The organism is Hahella sp. HN01 (assembly GCF_018986435.1).
GTDB lineage: Bacteria > Pseudomonadota > Gammaproteobacteria > Pseudomonadales > Oleiphilaceae > Hahella.
The window spans coordinates 75,734-91,146 of sequence record NZ_JAHMIN010000024.1 but is presented as its reverse complement, the minus strand read 5'-3'; the positions used below and the strand labels follow the sequence as shown (position 1 = coordinate 91,146).

Genomic DNA, 15,413 nt, shown 5'->3' with positions numbered 1-15,413 from the left:
CTTATAACAGAGGTAAGAGAGAAAAAGTCTCGATCCTTATTTGACCAAGCCCTGCAAACCGGAAATGCTGCGCACCCACGCCCCCTGCTCAACCAACGGCTGAGGAAGCTGGGCAAGCGCTTCTTTGGCTTGCTCGACGGAAGGGTAAACGCCGCGTAATACGACGAACCAGTCTTTCCCTTGATACAGGGATTTGACGTAGAAATCCCGGGTGTCTCCCTCCCGTCGCAGGAAGGTCTGCACCGACTCTTTGTGTAGACTGCCCAACAGCTGGATCGTCCAAGCTGAGGACGCTTGCGACTGCAACCACTCATTGGTGCGGAAGTAGTGATCCAGGTCATCCACAACTTCAGCAGTTGGGACGTTTTTTCCCACTGCTTTGGTTCTAGGGGGGTCTGCCTTCGCAACAGTTTGAGTGGAAGATGCTGACTCACCAGCCACTGCAGCCGGCTTTTTATGAGCAACAATCGGCGGCGCCTGATCAGAAGTCGTGGTCTCGGCAACCTCATCCGGCTTCGCGACTGGCGCTTTTTCAGATGGTTCAGCAGCCGCCGTCTTTTGATTCGCTTCTTTCTCGACTTTCTGAATCGGAGCCGATGCGCTTTCTGTTTGCGCATCGTTCATCGAATCGGGTGATGGCAGCTCATCGGACGTATCAGCAACCGACTCGACGGGTATTTCAGGTTGAGGAGCAATCGCCTCCGCTTCCGGTTCTGGCGCAGGGAGTTTTATCGTCACCCGGGAAGAGTTCGCAGAGGCGCCTTCCACCTTGGGCGTCGCCTCATAACGCCACGCAATAAAGCCGACACCCCCAATAAAAATCGCCAACAAAAAGCCGGAAACCAGCTGATATAGCTTCGTGGAAGGATTAAAACTTTTGGACTTCGACGCCTCCACGGAAAGAAGCAGAGACCCCGCCAAGCGATCAATTCGCCCCGGTATCCCCTTACTTAGCTGGTATAGTTTCCCCACTACCGCAGGTGGTATTTCTCCCTCACCACCACTCCACCCGGCCGCCCGAAGCTTTTCTTTTAAATAACGGGATGTATCGCTAAGATCCAGCGGAGGAATACCAACATACTGAACAGAAGTCCCACGCGCGCCACAGGCGCGGGCAAGCTGCTGAGTGATCTGCAGCTGCCCCACCAGCAATAAGCCGAAGGCCCCTGACTGTTCGGGATTAAAGCGAGTGACCAGCAGCTCAAGTGATTCGTCTGACAGCTCGTGAGCGTCGTCAATGATGAAAAGCGTACGTAGGCCTGATGCGAAACTTCGTTCGCAGCTTTGCATTATTTCCGCCAACAGCACCTTGGTGGACAGATTGCTTTCCACTGCCGGCAACGCAAGCCCCGTCGCCAGTTGAATAACGAGCGCTTCCGCCCCTTCCAACAGACCCGGCTTCAGTAGCACGATTCTGAGCGCTTCGCCTTCCAATTCAATCAAACGCTTTAGAAGCAAAGACTTACCGCCGCCTTTCGGAGCGGTCAGAGCCACTATACGCTCTGAAAAATGAATCAGGTGACGCAGGTTTTCAATAACCTCGCCATAACGCCCTACTTGCAGCAGATCAGCGCGACGGCCATCAAAAGGATCGCCGTCTACGCCATAGACTTCTCGCCATGCGTCTAACGCAAACGCTGGCTCCTGCTGTACGACTGTTTCTTGCATCAAATTTCGAACAACTAATGAGTGGTGAAAAGCGCCAGAGTTTCCTGCAGCATGTCCGCAGGGAAGTCAGCAGTCACATCAGCCCGTCCCAGCGATTCCAACAACACCAGGCGCAACTGCCCATCCAGCACTTTCTTATCGATCGCCATGTAACGGATGAAGTCATCTTTCGTCATACTGACAGGGGGACGGACCGGCAAATCCGCTCGGCTAATCAGTTTCGTAATCCTCTCACAGTCCTGCTCGCTCAGCCTTCCCATACGACGGGACAAATCCGCCGCCATCAACATCCCTACAGCCACCGCCTCGCCATGCAACCACTCTTTGTAGTGCGTATACGCTTCAATGGCGTGACCGAAGGTATGACCGAGATTCAAAATGGCGCGCAGCCCTTGCTCCGTCTCATCCGCAGCGACCACTTCCGCTTTGATTTCGCAGGAGCGCTTGATAGCGTAGGTTATGGCGGCCGAATCAAGTTCTTTAATCTTATCGATATTTTCTTCCAACCAGCTGAAAAACGCCTGATCGTAAATAAGACCGTACTTAATAACTTCCGCCAAGCCTGCCGACACTTCCGACGCAGGAAGGGTTTTCAGCGTGTCCGTATCTATTACCACTGCTTTCGGCTGATAAAAAGCGCCAATCATATTTTTGCCCAGCGGATGATTCACGCCGGTTTTGCCGCCGACCGATGAGTCCACCTGCGATAACAGCGTGGTCGGGACCTGAATAAAGTCCACTCCCCGCTGATAGCATGCGGCGGCGAAGCCGGTCATGTCGCCAACTACGCCGCCACCGAGGGCAACAAGCGTCGTAGTGCGGTTATGCTTTTGGGTTAGCAGATGGTCAAAGATGTTATTCAGTGAGTCCAAATTCTTGAACTGCTCACCATCTTCCAGAATGGTTTTATCAACTTGAAAGCCTTCAAGACTGGCTTCAAGCTGCTCCAAATAAAGAGGAGCAATGGTTTCATTGGTGACGATCATCACCTGCTTGTGTCTAATGGCGTCCGCAAAATAACTGGATGCCTTCATCAAGCCTGCTCCGATATAGATTGGGTAGCTACGGTCGCCTAATTCGACCTGAAGGGTTTCCATAGTCATCTGTTTCATCGCTCGACAGTTTCCTCACGTGATGCCCGAAGTGTTTTCACTATATCCCGCACGACTCCTTTGGGACGCTTAGTATCGGTACTGATAATCAGGTCGGCTATGGATCTGTATATGGGCTCGCGCACTGACATGAGTTTCTTCAGCACACTGAGAGGGTCTTCGCTACGCAGCAAAGGTCTTTTGCGGTCTTTACGGGTGCGCTGATATTGTTGCTCTACGGAGGTATGAAGATAAACGATGAAGCCGTATTCTTTCAATGCGCGCTGATTATCAGGATCTACAACGGCGCCACCGCCAGTCGCAATAACCACCGCATCACGTTGCGAAAGGTCGGCGATAACGCTCTTTTCACGCCCTCGAAAACCAACCTCGCCTTCCACATCGAATATCCAGGGAATATCAGCGCCGCAACGGGCCTCGATTTCACGATCAGTGTCTACAAACTCAAATTGCAGCTCTTTCGCAAGCAACTTGCCGATTGTAGTTTTACCGGTCCCCATGGGGCCCACCAGAACGACATTCTTCTTCGCTTTCACCCGAACAGTCCATATTGATACGCCACGGTAGCGGAGCATATCACGCCAGTCCCTCGCCCCTCCACTTTTGCTGGTGCACAGGCACAAAAAAGCCGCCTTGCGGCGGCTTTAAGATCAAGTCAACTAGATTTAATTATCAATCAGCCCATTTGTGATTAGCTTAGGCGTGATAAACACTAGCAACTCTGAGCGCTCATTCACATTTTCAGTCTTTCTAAACAACCTACCAAGATAGGGAATATCCCCCAAGAAAGGAGTCTTTGTAACAGTAGAAGACTGCTCAGATGTAAAAATCCCACCCAAAACTATTGTTTCGCCGTTGCCAACCAAAACCTGGGTTTCTATCTCATTTGTGTCGATACTTGGAATATTAGCAGTTACAACACCCCGCGAATCCTGGTTAATAACCAAGTCCATAATAATTTTATCATCCGGCGTAATCTGCGGAGTTACTTCTAACGACAGCACAGCCTTTTTGAAAGATACAGAGGTTGCCCCACTAGATGACGCCTCCTGATAAGGAATTTCTTCACCAGACTCGATCCTGGCGGTTTGACGGTCCGCTGTTACAATTTTAGGCTGTGCGACAATTTCACCTTTACCATCTGACTCGAATGCAGAAAGCTCCAACTGCAACAATGTAGAACCCTTGCTAAATCCAATAGCCAAGCCACTGGTATTAGTTCTAGTAACTCCCAAATCGATACCTAATGCATTAGGAAATGTAGCCAAAGTTGGGGCGTCAGGGAGTGAGTCATTCCCATTAATGATGTTATTGATCCGCTCTGTGTTATAACGATTGATTTCGTTGTGAGCCTCAATGTTCGAATCCATTCCGCCACCAATAATGATCTGACCAGAGTCATCGTTGCCAGCGACACGAGTCCCCCCCCACTGAACACCCAACTCCTCGACCGCGTCGGATCTAGCTCGAACAATTCTTGCCTCGATAAGCACCTGACTGACAGGGATATCCCATGTCTGGATTAGCCTACGAACTTGACTAATCTTCTCCGCTGTCTCACGAATACTAATTGTATTCGTTCTTTCGTCAGAAGAAATGAACCCTCTGGCAGAAATTAGGTCTTTATCTTCTTTCAATAAGTCAACAATATCTTTTGCCTTCGCATAATTAATCTGCACAACCTCTAAGCGAACAGGGGCCAACTCCTTGACCTGCTTGCTAGCTTCAAGCTCAAGCTTTTCGCGTGCAGCAATCTCCTCTGCAGGTGCAACTAAGAGAACATTACCAACTTTCCGCTGGTCAAGGCCTTTCGTTTTTAAAATCAACTCCAATGCCTGATCCCATGGAACATTCTGCAACCTTAACGTAATACGCCCACCAACGGTGTCACTAGCAACCAAGTTTAACCCAGTAAAATCTGCTATTAACTGAAGAACGGAACGCACCTCAATATCTTGGAAGTTAAGTGATAGTTTTTCACCAGTATAAGGAAATTTCTCCTTCCGACGCTGCTCTGACTCTTCTTCAGTTAAGGGCTCTACGGCTAGCGTAAACTGGTTATCCGCTTGGTAAGCCAAGTAGTCATAATCCCCTGTTGGCTTAATAATTAAAACCGTATCACCCCCTTCCATGTAAGAGTCCACAATTCTCACCGGTGTAGCAAAATCAGTAACGTCTAGTCTTCTCTGCAGGTTTGCAGGCAAAGTCACCCCAGAGAACTGGAGCCTAATATTGCCTGCCTCCTCCGACATATCCACACTTACTTTTGCGTTAGTAAGAGTAACTAAGACTCGGCCATCACCTTTCTCTCCCCTCAAAAAATCAATCTCAGATATTGAGGGCTTACCAGAGAAACTATTCTGTACTGGCTTCGCAGCAGAGTTAGAGTTAGAGGCAGGAGCAGACAGACTTTGAGAATCTGATTTTGCTGTATTTGCGCCAGTAGTCGCCGCAGTACCCAACTGCAAAACCAGAGTATTACCGTTAATTCCAGTTGTGTAGGGGACTAACTCAATCAGGTTTACAATAACACGTGTCCGCCCTGTGGCTTCCAACACGGTAACGCTTTGCGTATTGCCTTTTGATAGCTGGTGATTTCTTTCTGACAATCCATTCGTGACTCCTTCCAGATCCAATGCAATCCGGGCAGGTTGCTCAATTGTGTACCCTTTGGGTTCTGGAGGGACGGAGTCGAAGTGCAATTTGACCTCAGTCCTGTCCCCAGGAAGGGCGGCGAAATCAATACCAGTCAAACTGGTAGCTTCGCTCAAACCGCTTATGCCTAGCGCTAGTAACGACAACCAGACTTTAAAAATGCGCGCTGTCATTGTTTTCTCCACAAGATTCTCAAATGGCCTAAGGTATACCTTCATTAATTTACTTCCTTCAACCCGAGGGTCCTCGGCCGTTCAAACCAACCGCCCTGCCCATCAGAAACTATTTCTACAATATCAACACCAGTGTCAGATATTGAAACAACTCTTCCGTGATTCTTCCCCATATATTGTCCTTTTCTTACTCGGTGAATACCTCCTTGCCCATCATTCACCAAAGCATACAGGGTAGTTTCGCCGTCTTTATTTATTGTTCCAACCATACTCATGGAACCAATAGGGAAGCTCTCAAGCAACTCAGGAGGTCTATCAAAGTCGGGCTTCACGTTACTCTTAGGCTTATCTTCAATCTGCGCCAGCTTCAACTCCTGAGGAGGAGCAAAAGGAGACCTACGATTTGCCGTACTGTAGGAAAATGCTTGATATGCTTTTGGCTCAGGCAGTGGCTCGATACGCTTCTTGGGCCTCGCTTTTACCTCTTTAACAAAGGCCTGCAAATCGTCAAATCCGGCATTCGACGAACACCCTCCTACTCCCCCAAAAAGCACAACTAAAGCGGTAGTAAATATAATCCTCTTCATTATTTAGCCCCGCCAGCATTATAACGATAAGTTTTAGCCTGAATATCCATAGACAAGGCCTCACCTTCTTTACCACTCTTAATGGTAAAGTCATGAAGAGTAACAATCCTGGATAGGCCTGCAACACCACTTACAAAAGAGGCCAAATCGTGATATCCGCCTTGCACTTTAATATCAATCGGCAGCTCTACATAGAACTCTTTGGAAACCTCAGGCCTTAAGTCAATAGAGGAAAGTTCCAAACCGCTTAAGGATCCTATTGACGAGATATCCTCCAAAAGCCCTGGCACTTCGGTATCACTTGGCAATTGCTTAAGCAAGTCGCCGAATGTTTTTTCCATCTCGACCATTTGGGCTTTATATTCTTCCAAGTTAGAAACTTGAGCAGCTTTCCCTTCAAACTGCTTCCTTAAATCCACTTCCTCTGTTTGCTTGGTTTCTAAGTCTAAGTTTAGGTCTTTTATATCAAACCAATATACGGCGCCCAGAACTATGCCTACGACAATAATGCAACAAATAAACTTAATAGGCGCCGGCCATGAACCAGCATTATTGAAGTCCAGGTCGTTTAAATCAAAACCCTTCATACTCTCAAGAGAGTCAGCAAAGCTCATATTAAGCTCCTCCCTTCTTACTATCTTCTTTTGGAGCTTCCTGCTTCACTGTCATATTAAAAGCACTCTTAGCTTCATCGTCCCTAAGCGCCTTAACTGAAGTCAAGTTTGGCTCTTTAAACCAGTCTGATTCATCGAGTCTACGCATCAAACTAGAGATTCGGCTGTTCGATTCGCCTACGCCTTTTATCTCTAGCGTTTCTCCCTTCTTAACAAGATTGGTAAAGTAAACTCCATCAGGGTTTGTTTTGACCAGCTCATCAAAAACGCGCACAATAATAGGCCGCTTACCTTGAAGGTCCTGAATAACCTTCATACGCTCGATCAAGGCATCACGTTTCTTCTTGAGCTCTCGTATCTCTTTTATCTGCTTCTCTAATTGAGCGATTTCATTACGGACGAAGTTATTACGCTGAACCTGATATTCGATGGAGCCCTCAACGTAACGATGCCAAAGAAAGCCCGCCCCAGCGCTAATAATCAACATACCCAGCAGCACTGTAATAAATTGCTTCTGTCGCTCAGCTCGGAGCTCTTCCCGCCAGGGACGGAGGTTAATACGCGCCATTAGTCAAAACTCCTCATTGCCAATCCGCACGCGATCATGAGGGAGGGAGCGTCATTACTTAATGCTGACGCATTAACCTTTGACGACACTGTCATGTCTGCAAATGGGTTCGCCACCAGCGTTGTGGTCCCGACCCGCTCCTGAACCAATTCAGCGACACCAGGAATTGAGGCGGTTCCCCCCGCCAAAATGATGTAATCAACTTCGTTGAATTGAGTGGACGAGAAGAAGAATTGCAGCGATCTGGCCACCTGCTGTACAACCGCTTCTTTAAAAGGATGCAAAACTTCCTGTTCGTAGTCATCAGGTAAGCCGCCTTGTTTTTTGGCTAATCCTGCTTCCTCTTGCGACAAGCCATATCGGCGCTGTATTTCTTCCGTTAACTGCTTGCCGCCAAATAACTGTTCGCGCGTATAGATAGTCTTGCCGTCAGACAGCACACTCAGCGTGGTCATTGTCGCGCCGATATCAACAACAGCTACGGTTTGAGACTCATCACCCGTACCAAGCTGCGCTTCTATAAGCCCCATGGCTCGTTCCATTGCGTACGCTTCGACGTCCACCACTTTCGTGGTGAGACCGCCGATTTCCAGAGCATCTTCACGAAGCTCAACGTTCTCCCGTCTACACGCAGCCAAGAGAACATCCATCATTTCTGCGTTGACTTCGTTTGGACCCACCACCTCAAAATCCAGAGCGACTTCGTCTAGTGGATAGGGGATGTACTGGTCCGCTTCGATTTGAATTTGTGACTCCAGATCCTGCTCTCGAATTGAAGAACTCATCTGAATGACTTTGGTGATAACCGCTGAACCTGCGACTGCAACCGCAGCCTGCTTGGTGTTGACCCGAGCTTTGCTTACAACTCTTGAGATCACTTCACCTACTGCTTCTGCATCATTGATATTCTTTTCAACGACTGCGTTCGGCGGCAAAGGCTCCACGGCATAACTATCCACTCGATATCGACTGCCCTGCTGACTGAGTTCAATCAGCTTGACCGATGTAGAACTGATATCAAGCCCTAAAACCGGCTGTTTTTTCTTTCCAAATAGTCCAAACACAAAGTTGCCTTCTTATCGCACTACGGTTAAAAGGTTAAAGTCTGCTCTGAAAGCATAGCCAACATTCGAAGATTACTAAAATCTCCAGCGCAAAAAGCGTATAATCTGACTGTGTTATCCAAACCTAAAGAAATTTCTTAAATAATAGACATAGATTGTAAAGATGTCAGGAAAAACATGCGAAATTTTGTGAGGCTCTTACGATTTTTAAGTTGGATGTTCGCGGCGGGCCTCGCCGCCGGTATCGTTATTGCATCCAGCTTCTATCTTTTCTTATCACCCAACCTGCCGGATGTGGAGCAGTTAAGGTCCGTCCAACTCCAGACACCACTGCGAATCTATACCCGCGACCAGCAACTGTTAGGTGAATTCGGCGAAAAGCGAAGAACGCCCGTTTCCTACAATCAAATACCTACAAATCTTGTCAACGCCTTCCTTGCTGCGGAAGACTCCGCTTTCTTCGAACACCAAGGCGTTAATGTAAAAAGCTTGGCGCGCGCTTCTTTGCAACTTGCCAGTACTGGTCGCATTCAGTCCGGCGGCAGCACGATTACAATGCAAGTCGCAAAAAACTTCTTTCTCAGCCAGGAACGCACTTTCGACCGAAAATTCAATGAGATACTTTTGGCTTTAAAGATTGAGCGCGAACTTGGAAAACCGGAAATCCTTGAACTTTACCTAAACAAAATCTATCTGGGGAATAGGGCATATGGCATAGAGGCGGCAGCAAATGCTTATTATGGGAAGAGCATCAAAGAACTGACACTTGCTCAGGCTGCGATGATCGCAGGTCTTCCAAAAGCTCCATCCAAATATAACCCTATCGCCTCACCGGATCGGGCGCTAATCCGCAGAAACTGGATACTAGGCCGTATGCAGGAGCTGGGTATGATTACTCCAGAGCAGCAGGCCGAGGCGCGCAAAGCGCCAGTTACAGCCAGTTACCATGGAGCACAACCTGAGGCTGATGCGCCTTACGTAGCGGAGATGGCGCGCCAGGAAATTGTCAACCGGTTTGGCGTCGATGCCTATACCGATGGTTACAATGTCATTCTGACGATAGATAGCAAATTGCAGAAAGAAGCGGACGCAGCCTTAAAGCGGGGGCTCGTCGAGTATAGCGAGCGTCATGGCTACAAAGGCCCCGCCGGACACATTGATGCGCCAGAGGGAGAAGACGCACTTAATATTGTTGCGGAGCGCTTAAAAGAATTCCCTTCTGTTGGAGAACTCAAGCCCGCATGGGTTATCGCCGTCACAGAGAAGAAAGCGACTCTCCTAATGTCTTCTGGCGACACCGCCACACTACTCTGGGAAGGCATGGCATGGGCGCGCAAGTATGTTCATGTTAATGAACGCGGCGGCTCTCCCAAAAAAGCGGAGGATATATTCAAGCAAGGCGATGTCATTTATGTGAAGTCGCACGAAGACAAACTGTTCCTCAGCCAAATCCCCAACGTTCAAGGCGCCGTAGTTTCACTAGCACCGGAGGATGGAGCCATTTTGGCGCTTACTGGCGGCTTTGATTTCTTCTTGAGCAAATTCAACCGCGCGACTCAAGCATTGAGACAACCCGGCTCAAACTTCAAACCCTTTGTTTATCTGGCGGCGCTGGAGAATGGCGCCACCGCTTCGACAACAATAAATGACGCCCCCGTTGTTTTCGAAGACGCCAATCTGGAGGACTCGTGGCGGCCGCAAAACTCATCGTTGAACTTTAACGGCCCAATGAGATTGAGAAAGGCGCTTTATCAGTCCCGCAACCTTGTATCCATACGCCTTCTGCAAAAGATAGGCATAGATACCACCGTCAATTTCCTCTCACAAGCTGGATTTGAAGAAAGCCGCATTCCTCGCAACCTCTCACTTGCTTTGGGCTCGGTTGAGTACACGCCAATGAATGTCGTGTCAGGCTATGCCGCCATTGCCAACGGCGGGTACAAAGTAAGCCCTTACCTTATCGATAAAGTCATCGACTATAACGGCAAAGTGGTTTATCAAAGCAATCCAGCAGTGGCATGCACCCAATGTGACAACAATCGCAAGACTGCATCTAGCAATGACCAACATCAGGCCAATATTGCTCCCCCTATTGCCGACCCGAGATCGGTTTACATTTTGAACAGCATTCTGCAGGACGTTATTAAACGCGGCACAGGAACTAAAGCCATGTCCCTTGGCAGAAACGACCTGGCAGGCAAAACCGGCACAACCAATGATCAGGTCGACGCCTGGTTCTCCGGCTACAACGCCAATATCGCGACAACTGTTTGGGTAGGCTTTGACCAGCCTTCGACATTGGGCCGTCGTGAATATGGTAGTCGCGCAGCGCTCCCCATATGGATAGACTTCATGGAAGACGCACTTAAGGACATGCCGGAAGCGCAGCTAAAACAGCCCCCAGGCATAGTCACCGTAAAAATTGACCCAGATACGGGCGAGCGCGCCGCGCCCGGACAGGAAAATGCGATTTTCGAAATGTTTAAAGCGGAAACAGTACCACAGGTAGTAAGACAAGACTCACCCACCTATGATGGCGGAAGCAGTGGCTCAAGCGATACGCCGCTAATGGAGATGATTTTTAATTAGCCCGCCCCTTCGCGAGCCTAGTCCTGGAGTAAGCACCAATTCTATTCAGGACGGGTCAGCGCCATAAAAAGCCGCGCAATTGCGCGGCTTTTTATTCGTCAACTCAAATCACACGATTTTAATATCATCGATTGAGTTCAATGGGTAGTGCTCGGGGTAAGGCAAACGAGCCACACCTGAGTCAACCGCCGCTCTGGCGACAGCCGCACATACTTCGGTCAACAGACGAACGTCCATCGGTTTGGGGATAATATAGTTCTTACCAAACTCAAACTTTTCGCCGCCATAAGCGTCAACAACATCTTGTGGCACAGGTTGTTTGGCCAGTTCACGGATAGCGTTCACTGCCGCGACCTTCATCTCTTCATTGATAGCAGTCGCACGAACATCAAGAGCGCCACGGAAAATGAAGGGGAAACCCAGTACGTTATTAACCTGGTTCGGATAATCAGAACGTCCTGTCGCCATAATCAAGTCATCACGAGCCGCCAACGCCAGCTCAGGCTTGATTTCAGGATCAGGATTAGAGCAAGCGAAAATCACCGGATTCGGAGCCATGCTCTTCAACATATCGACTGAAAGCAGATCCGGCCCTGAAAGCCCCACAAATACGTCAGCACCTTCGCAAGCGTCAGCCAGGGTACGCTTATCGGTATCCAGAGCAAACATAGCCTTATATTGGTTAAGGTCGTCACGACCACTATGAATAACGCCTTTACGGTCAATCATATAGATATTTTCCGATTTCGCGCCGCAGCTAATTAAAAGCTTCATACAGGCCACCGCCGCAGCGCCCGCGCCCAGACACACAATCTTGGCTTCGCCAATTTGTTTGCCTTGCAGCTCCAGGGCATTCAGCATACCCGCCGCCGTAACAATAGCCGTGCCATGCTGGTCGTCATGGAATACTGGAATAGAGCACTGCTCAATAAGCACTCTCTCTATCTCAAAGCACTCCGGCGCTTTGATGTCTTCAAGGTTAATGCCCCCAAAGGTATCCGCAATACGAGCGACTGTGTCGATAAACGCCTGTGGGCTCTCCGCTTTGACTTCGATATCAAAAACGTCGATCCCGGCAAAACGCTTGAACAGTACGCCTTTGCCTTCCATGACCGGCTTACTGGCCAAAGGCCCCAAGTTACCCAGCCCAAGAATGGCCGTCCCATCAGATATCACTGCGACCAAATTCCCCTTATTGGTGTAGCGATATGCATTTTCCGCATCTTTGGCGATTTCGCGAACAGGCTCAGCTACGCCCGGGCTATAAGCCAGGGACAGATCACGAGAAGTCGCCGTAGGTTTGGTAATCTCAACACTCAACTTACCCGGGCGCGGTTGTGCATGATACTCCAGCGCCGCTTTTTTCAACTCGTCTGACATTGCTTTTATCCTACTCTCTAATGATGGGATTACCGTCGCCTCCAAAGGCTAAACGAACCTCCACTTTTTTATATATTTTATATTGCCCGAAAGAACCGGAGGCACATTATTACTTGTTTAATTTCTGCACTCAAGGGAAACCACGGCGGTTTCAGCGACTTAAGCTAAACTTGGGGCGATGCTGGTCCAGAAAATAAAAAAGGCGCCAGAGGCGCCTTTTTTATTATTGGGTGTTCTGCGATTAGCTGGAACGACCCATGCGACCACCGAAACGCTTCTTAAAGCGATCGATACGTCCACCAGTATCCAGAACCTTCTGCTTACCAGTATAGAAAGGGTGGCAGCTGGAGCATACGTCGATGTGAATATTTTCACACAGAGTAGACTTGGTCTTGATAACATTACCGCAACTGCAAGTTGCAGTAATTTCTTTATATTCCGGGTGAATACCTTGCTTCATAACCTTACCTCGCTTAAAAACTGCCGCTACCCGAACCCTGAACTTGTCGGGCACCGCAATGTTAGGCAAACTAGCGCACAACCAATTTGGCCTGTGGAAAAGACGCGTGATCATACCAGATTGTGAACAATTCACAAGCATTAGATTCCTATAATCTGAAATGTCAACCTCTTTCGTAGTAAGCGTAGCGCTGCCAGTCCCTCTCCGCAGGCAATTTGACTATCTTCCGTCACAGCCCTCAGACCAAAGGGAAGAGTACTCACCGGGCACGCGAGTACAAGTACCTTTTGGACGCAGGAGCCTGACTGGCGTCGTCCTCGCCACACCCAGCGAGTCGGAACTGCCAGTGTCACGACTCAAACCCGTTGCAAAGATACTTGATCGTGCGCCATTGATTCCGCCCGTCATCCTCCAGCTATGTCAGTGGGTCGCCGATTATTATCATGCCCCGATAGGCGAGGTTGCGTTCGCCGCCCTCCCTCCACCTCTGCGCACGGCAAGTATTGATGCAGATATCATCAATTCATTGCAGGAGACTTACTGGACGGTATCTTCGTTGGGTCTCTCAGCAGGCAATGCAGACCACCTGATACGAGGAGCCAAGCAAAAGCAGTTGTGGAGCGTGCTCTCACAAAAAAAGTCCATGCTCCAAAACGATATCACCGCCCAAGGGTACTCTCTCACCCAATTGCGCGCCCTTAACGAAAAAGGACTGATTCAGTCCCATTCTTATATTCCTGGGAATAACGCCGCCACAACTCAGGTTGTTGCGCCGCCGCTCAACCAAGAGCAACAGGACGCTCTCAACACGATCACCTCTAATCCAGGCAGCTTCCGCACTATATTATTGAACGGAGTCACCGGCAGCGGAAAAACAGAAGTCTATTTAGCCTGGATCGCATTCGCTCTTGCCCAACATCCTGACAGCCAGTTTCTTGCTCTTGCGCCAGAGATATCACTCACGCCCCAGCTGAGACAGCGCTTCGCTTCTCGTTTTGGCGACAAGGTGGCCGCATACCACAGCGCTCTCACGGATAAAGAACGCATGCGTGTTTGGATAAATGTTCTGGAAGGACGTACACAGATTGTCATTGGAACTCGTTCTGCGGTGTTTCTCCCCTTCAATAATCTGGCTGGGATTATTGTGGATGAAGAGCACGACAGCTCATTTAAGCAGCAGGACGGCGCTCGTTATAACGCAAGAGACCTCGCCATTTTGCGCGCCAAGGAGCATAACTGCCCTATCGTACTGGGCTCCGCCACCCCCTCGCTGGAATCTCTCATGAATGCCAGCGCTGGGCGTTATGAGTCTATTTTGTTGCGACAACGAGCCGTCAACGCCAGCACTCCAAGTATCAGACTGCTGGATATTAAAAGCCGCCCTCTGTATGGCGGGATCTCCCCTCCTTTATTAGAGGAGATAAAGCAACACTTGGCTGAGCAGCGCCAAGTCATGTTGTTCATCAATCGCCGAGGGTTCTCTCCCACATTAATGTGCGTCGAATGCGGGTGGCTGGCGGAGTGCCGAAACTGCGACGCTCGCCTGACCTATCACATGAAAGCCGCCCAACTCCGCTGCCATCATTGTGATAGCACATACTCACTCCCCACCTGCTGTCCAAAGTGCAAACAAGACTCTCTCAAAGCAGTCGGCGCCGGCACGGAGCGCACCGAGGAGTTCTTGGAAACGACATTTCCCGATACGCCCGTCATCCGTATCGATCGCGACACGACCCAAACAAAAGGCAGCCTGCAGGATAAGCTACACCAAATTCGCAGCAACGAGCCCTGTATTATTGTCGGCACTCAAATGTTGGCGAAGGGGCATGATTTTCCCAACCTGGCATTGGTTGGAATAATTAACGCTGACAGTGGATTATTCAGCAGCGACTTCAGAGCGGCGGAAAAAACGGCGCAGTTGCTACTGCAAGTGGCCGGAAGAGCAGGACGCTCCACGGTGGAAGGCAAAGTCGTTATTCAGACCTTATTTCCAAGCCACCCCTTACTTCAAGCTATCGCCGCCCAGGACTACAACGCTATTTGTGAAGAAGAGCTGCACATTCGCGAAGCAGGGAGGCTCCCTCCCTATACAAGCATGGCCCTGATTCGGGCGGAGGCGCCTACGCTGGAAGCGGCACTCGGCGGACTCTGGACACTAAGAGAGTCTCTAACGGAGCTGCTGAAATTTAACAGCAATCTGCAGATAGAGGCGCACGGCCCCTTCCCTAGTGTGATGCAGCGAAAACAAAACCGCTTCCATGCAATCCTGTGGCTATTTGCTCCTCAAAAAGCAGAGTTGCGCCAGTTTCTGAAGCATTGGCTACGATATAGTGAAGGCATCGCAACCCCCTCAAGCTTTAAATGGCTGATTGACGTTGATCCGCTGGAAACCCTCTAGCATGCGGTTGCGAGTTGATTCTACGACATGGATAATGGCGAGCTTGACGAAGGTTGCGCCGAGAGAGCGGCTATCTCAGGATTATGCGCTGGAAAGCAAAACCTGCCTTTGTCGAACCTTTCACTGTAATAACCGACTGATAAAA

General features: G+C 49.4%; 12 protein-coding genes. 2 read left to right on the top strand and 10 right to left on the bottom strand.

The features are described from left to right. Nucleotides 1-36 precede the first annotated feature (36 nt). The 8 genes from KP814_RS21415 to KP814_RS21380 all read right to left on the bottom strand — a co-directional run bounded on the left by KP814_RS21415 (nucleotide 37) and on the right by KP814_RS21380 (nucleotide 8,441). Nucleotides 37-1,668, bottom strand: coding sequence for an AAA family ATPase (locus KP814_RS21415; RefSeq protein WP_216738683.1), 1,632 nt, complete (start codon nucleotides 1,666-1,668; stop codon nucleotides 37-39). A 14-nt stretch (nucleotides 1,669-1,682) separates the two neighbouring features. After that, nucleotides 1,683-2,765 carry a 3-dehydroquinate synthase gene (aroB, locus tag KP814_RS21410; RefSeq protein WP_216738699.1) on the bottom strand — a complete coding sequence of 361 codons (1,083 nt, stop codon included), beginning with the start codon at nucleotides 2,763-2,765 and terminating at the stop codon, nucleotides 1,683-1,685. Nucleotides 2,766-2,776: 11 nt separating this feature from the next. After that, nucleotides 2,777-3,355: a shikimate kinase AroK gene (gene aroK / locus KP814_RS21405; RefSeq protein ID WP_216738682.1), complete on the bottom strand. Its 579-nt coding sequence runs from the start codon at nucleotides 3,353-3,355 to the stop codon at nucleotides 2,777-2,779. A gap of 90 nt (nucleotides 3,356-3,445) precedes the next feature. Further along, nucleotides 3,446-5,608 carry a type IV pilus secretin PilQ gene (gene pilQ, locus KP814_RS21400; RefSeq protein WP_216738681.1) on the bottom strand — a complete coding sequence of 721 codons (2,163 nt, stop codon included), beginning with the start codon at nucleotides 5,606-5,608 and terminating at the stop codon, nucleotides 3,446-3,448. A 44-nt stretch (nucleotides 5,609-5,652) separates the two neighbouring features. After that, complete coding sequence (locus KP814_RS21395) at nucleotides 5,653-6,195, bottom strand: pilus assembly protein PilP (RefSeq protein ID WP_216738680.1); 543 nt, start codon at nucleotides 6,193-6,195, stop codon at nucleotides 5,653-5,655. Beyond that, complete coding sequence (locus KP814_RS21390; protein WP_216738679.1) at nucleotides 6,195-6,809, bottom strand: type 4a pilus biogenesis protein PilO; 615 nt, start codon at nucleotides 6,807-6,809, stop codon at nucleotides 6,195-6,197. Before KP814_RS21390 ends, KP814_RS21395 begins: the two co-directional genes overlap by 1 nt. A 1-nt stretch (nucleotide 6,810) precedes the next feature. Further along, nucleotides 6,811-7,377 carry a PilN domain-containing protein gene (locus KP814_RS21385; RefSeq protein WP_216738678.1) on the bottom strand — a complete coding sequence of 189 codons (567 nt, stop codon included), beginning with the start codon at nucleotides 7,375-7,377 and terminating at the stop codon, nucleotides 6,811-6,813. Next, a complete protein-coding gene (locus KP814_RS21380) occupies nucleotides 7,377-8,441 on the bottom strand; it encodes a pilus assembly protein PilM (protein ID WP_216738677.1) in 1,065 nt (354 codons plus the stop codon). The genes KP814_RS21385 and KP814_RS21380 overlap by 1 nt, the downstream gene beginning before the upstream one ends. 177 nt (nucleotides 8,442-8,618) lie before the next feature. Between KP814_RS21380 and KP814_RS21375 the strand changes: the two genes are divergently transcribed. Beyond that, nucleotides 8,619-11,030 carry a penicillin-binding protein 1A gene (locus tag KP814_RS21375; RefSeq protein WP_216738676.1) on the top strand — a complete coding sequence of 804 codons (2,412 nt, stop codon included), beginning with the start codon at nucleotides 8,619-8,621 and terminating at the stop codon, nucleotides 11,028-11,030. A 108-nt stretch (nucleotides 11,031-11,138) separates the two neighbouring features. On the opposite strand, the gene KP814_RS21370 is transcribed toward KP814_RS21375, so the two are convergent. Together KP814_RS21370 and rpmE are read right to left on the bottom strand one after the other, a co-directional pair. Continuing rightward, complete coding sequence (locus tag KP814_RS21370) at nucleotides 11,139-12,410, bottom strand: malic enzyme-like NAD(P)-binding protein (protein WP_216738675.1); 1,272 nt, start codon at nucleotides 12,408-12,410, stop codon at nucleotides 11,139-11,141. Nucleotides 12,411-12,651: 241 nt separating this feature from the next. Continuing rightward, nucleotides 12,652-12,870 (bottom strand): 50S ribosomal protein L31, encoded by a 219-nt coding sequence (gene rpmE / locus KP814_RS21365; protein ID WP_127973462.1) that lies wholly within the window; start codon nucleotides 12,868-12,870, stop codon nucleotides 12,652-12,654. A gap of 160 nt (nucleotides 12,871-13,030) precedes the next feature. Between rpmE and KP814_RS21360 the strand changes: the two genes are divergently transcribed. Further along, complete coding sequence (locus KP814_RS21360; RefSeq protein ID WP_216738674.1) at nucleotides 13,031-15,268, top strand: primosomal protein N'; 2,238 nt, start codon at nucleotides 13,031-13,033, stop codon at nucleotides 15,266-15,268. Nucleotides 15,269-15,413 lie beyond the last annotated feature (145 nt).

Coding starts and splice junctions, on each gene's coding strand:
- KP814_RS21415 (WP_216738683.1), bottom strand. CDS start 1,668: ATGCAAGAAACAGTCGTACAGCAGGAGCCAGCGTTTGCGTTAGACGCA.
- aroB (WP_216738699.1), bottom strand. CDS start 2,765: ATGGAAACCCTTCAGGTCGAATTAGGCGACCGTAGCTACCCAATCTAT.
- aroK (WP_216738682.1), bottom strand. CDS start 3,355: ATGCTCCGCTACCGTGGCGTATCAATATGGACTGTTCGGGTGAAAGCG.
- pilQ (WP_216738681.1), bottom strand. CDS start 5,608: ATGACAGCGCGCATTTTTAAAGTCTGGTTGTCGTTACTAGCGCTAGGC.
- KP814_RS21395 (WP_216738680.1), bottom strand. CDS start 6,195: ATGAAGAGGATTATATTTACTACCGCTTTAGTTGTGCTTTTTGGGGGA.
- KP814_RS21390 (WP_216738679.1), bottom strand. CDS start 6,809: ATGAGCTTTGCTGACTCTCTTGAGAGTATGAAGGGTTTTGATTTAAAC.
- KP814_RS21385 (WP_216738678.1), bottom strand. CDS start 7,377: ATGGCGCGTATTAACCTCCGTCCCTGGCGGGAAGAGCTCCGAGCTGAG.
- KP814_RS21375 (WP_216738676.1), top strand. CDS start 8,619: ATGCGAAATTTTGTGAGGCTCTTACGATTTTTAAGTTGGATGTTCGCG.
- KP814_RS21370 (WP_216738675.1), bottom strand. CDS start 12,410: ATGTCAGACGAGTTGAAAAAAGCGGCGCTGGAGTATCATGCACAACCG.
- rpmE (WP_127973462.1), bottom strand. CDS start 12,870: ATGAAGCAAGGTATTCACCCGGAATATAAAGAAATTACTGCAACTTGC.
- KP814_RS21360 (WP_216738674.1), top strand. CDS start 13,031: ATGTCAACCTCTTTCGTAGTAAGCGTAGCGCTGCCAGTCCCTCTCCGC.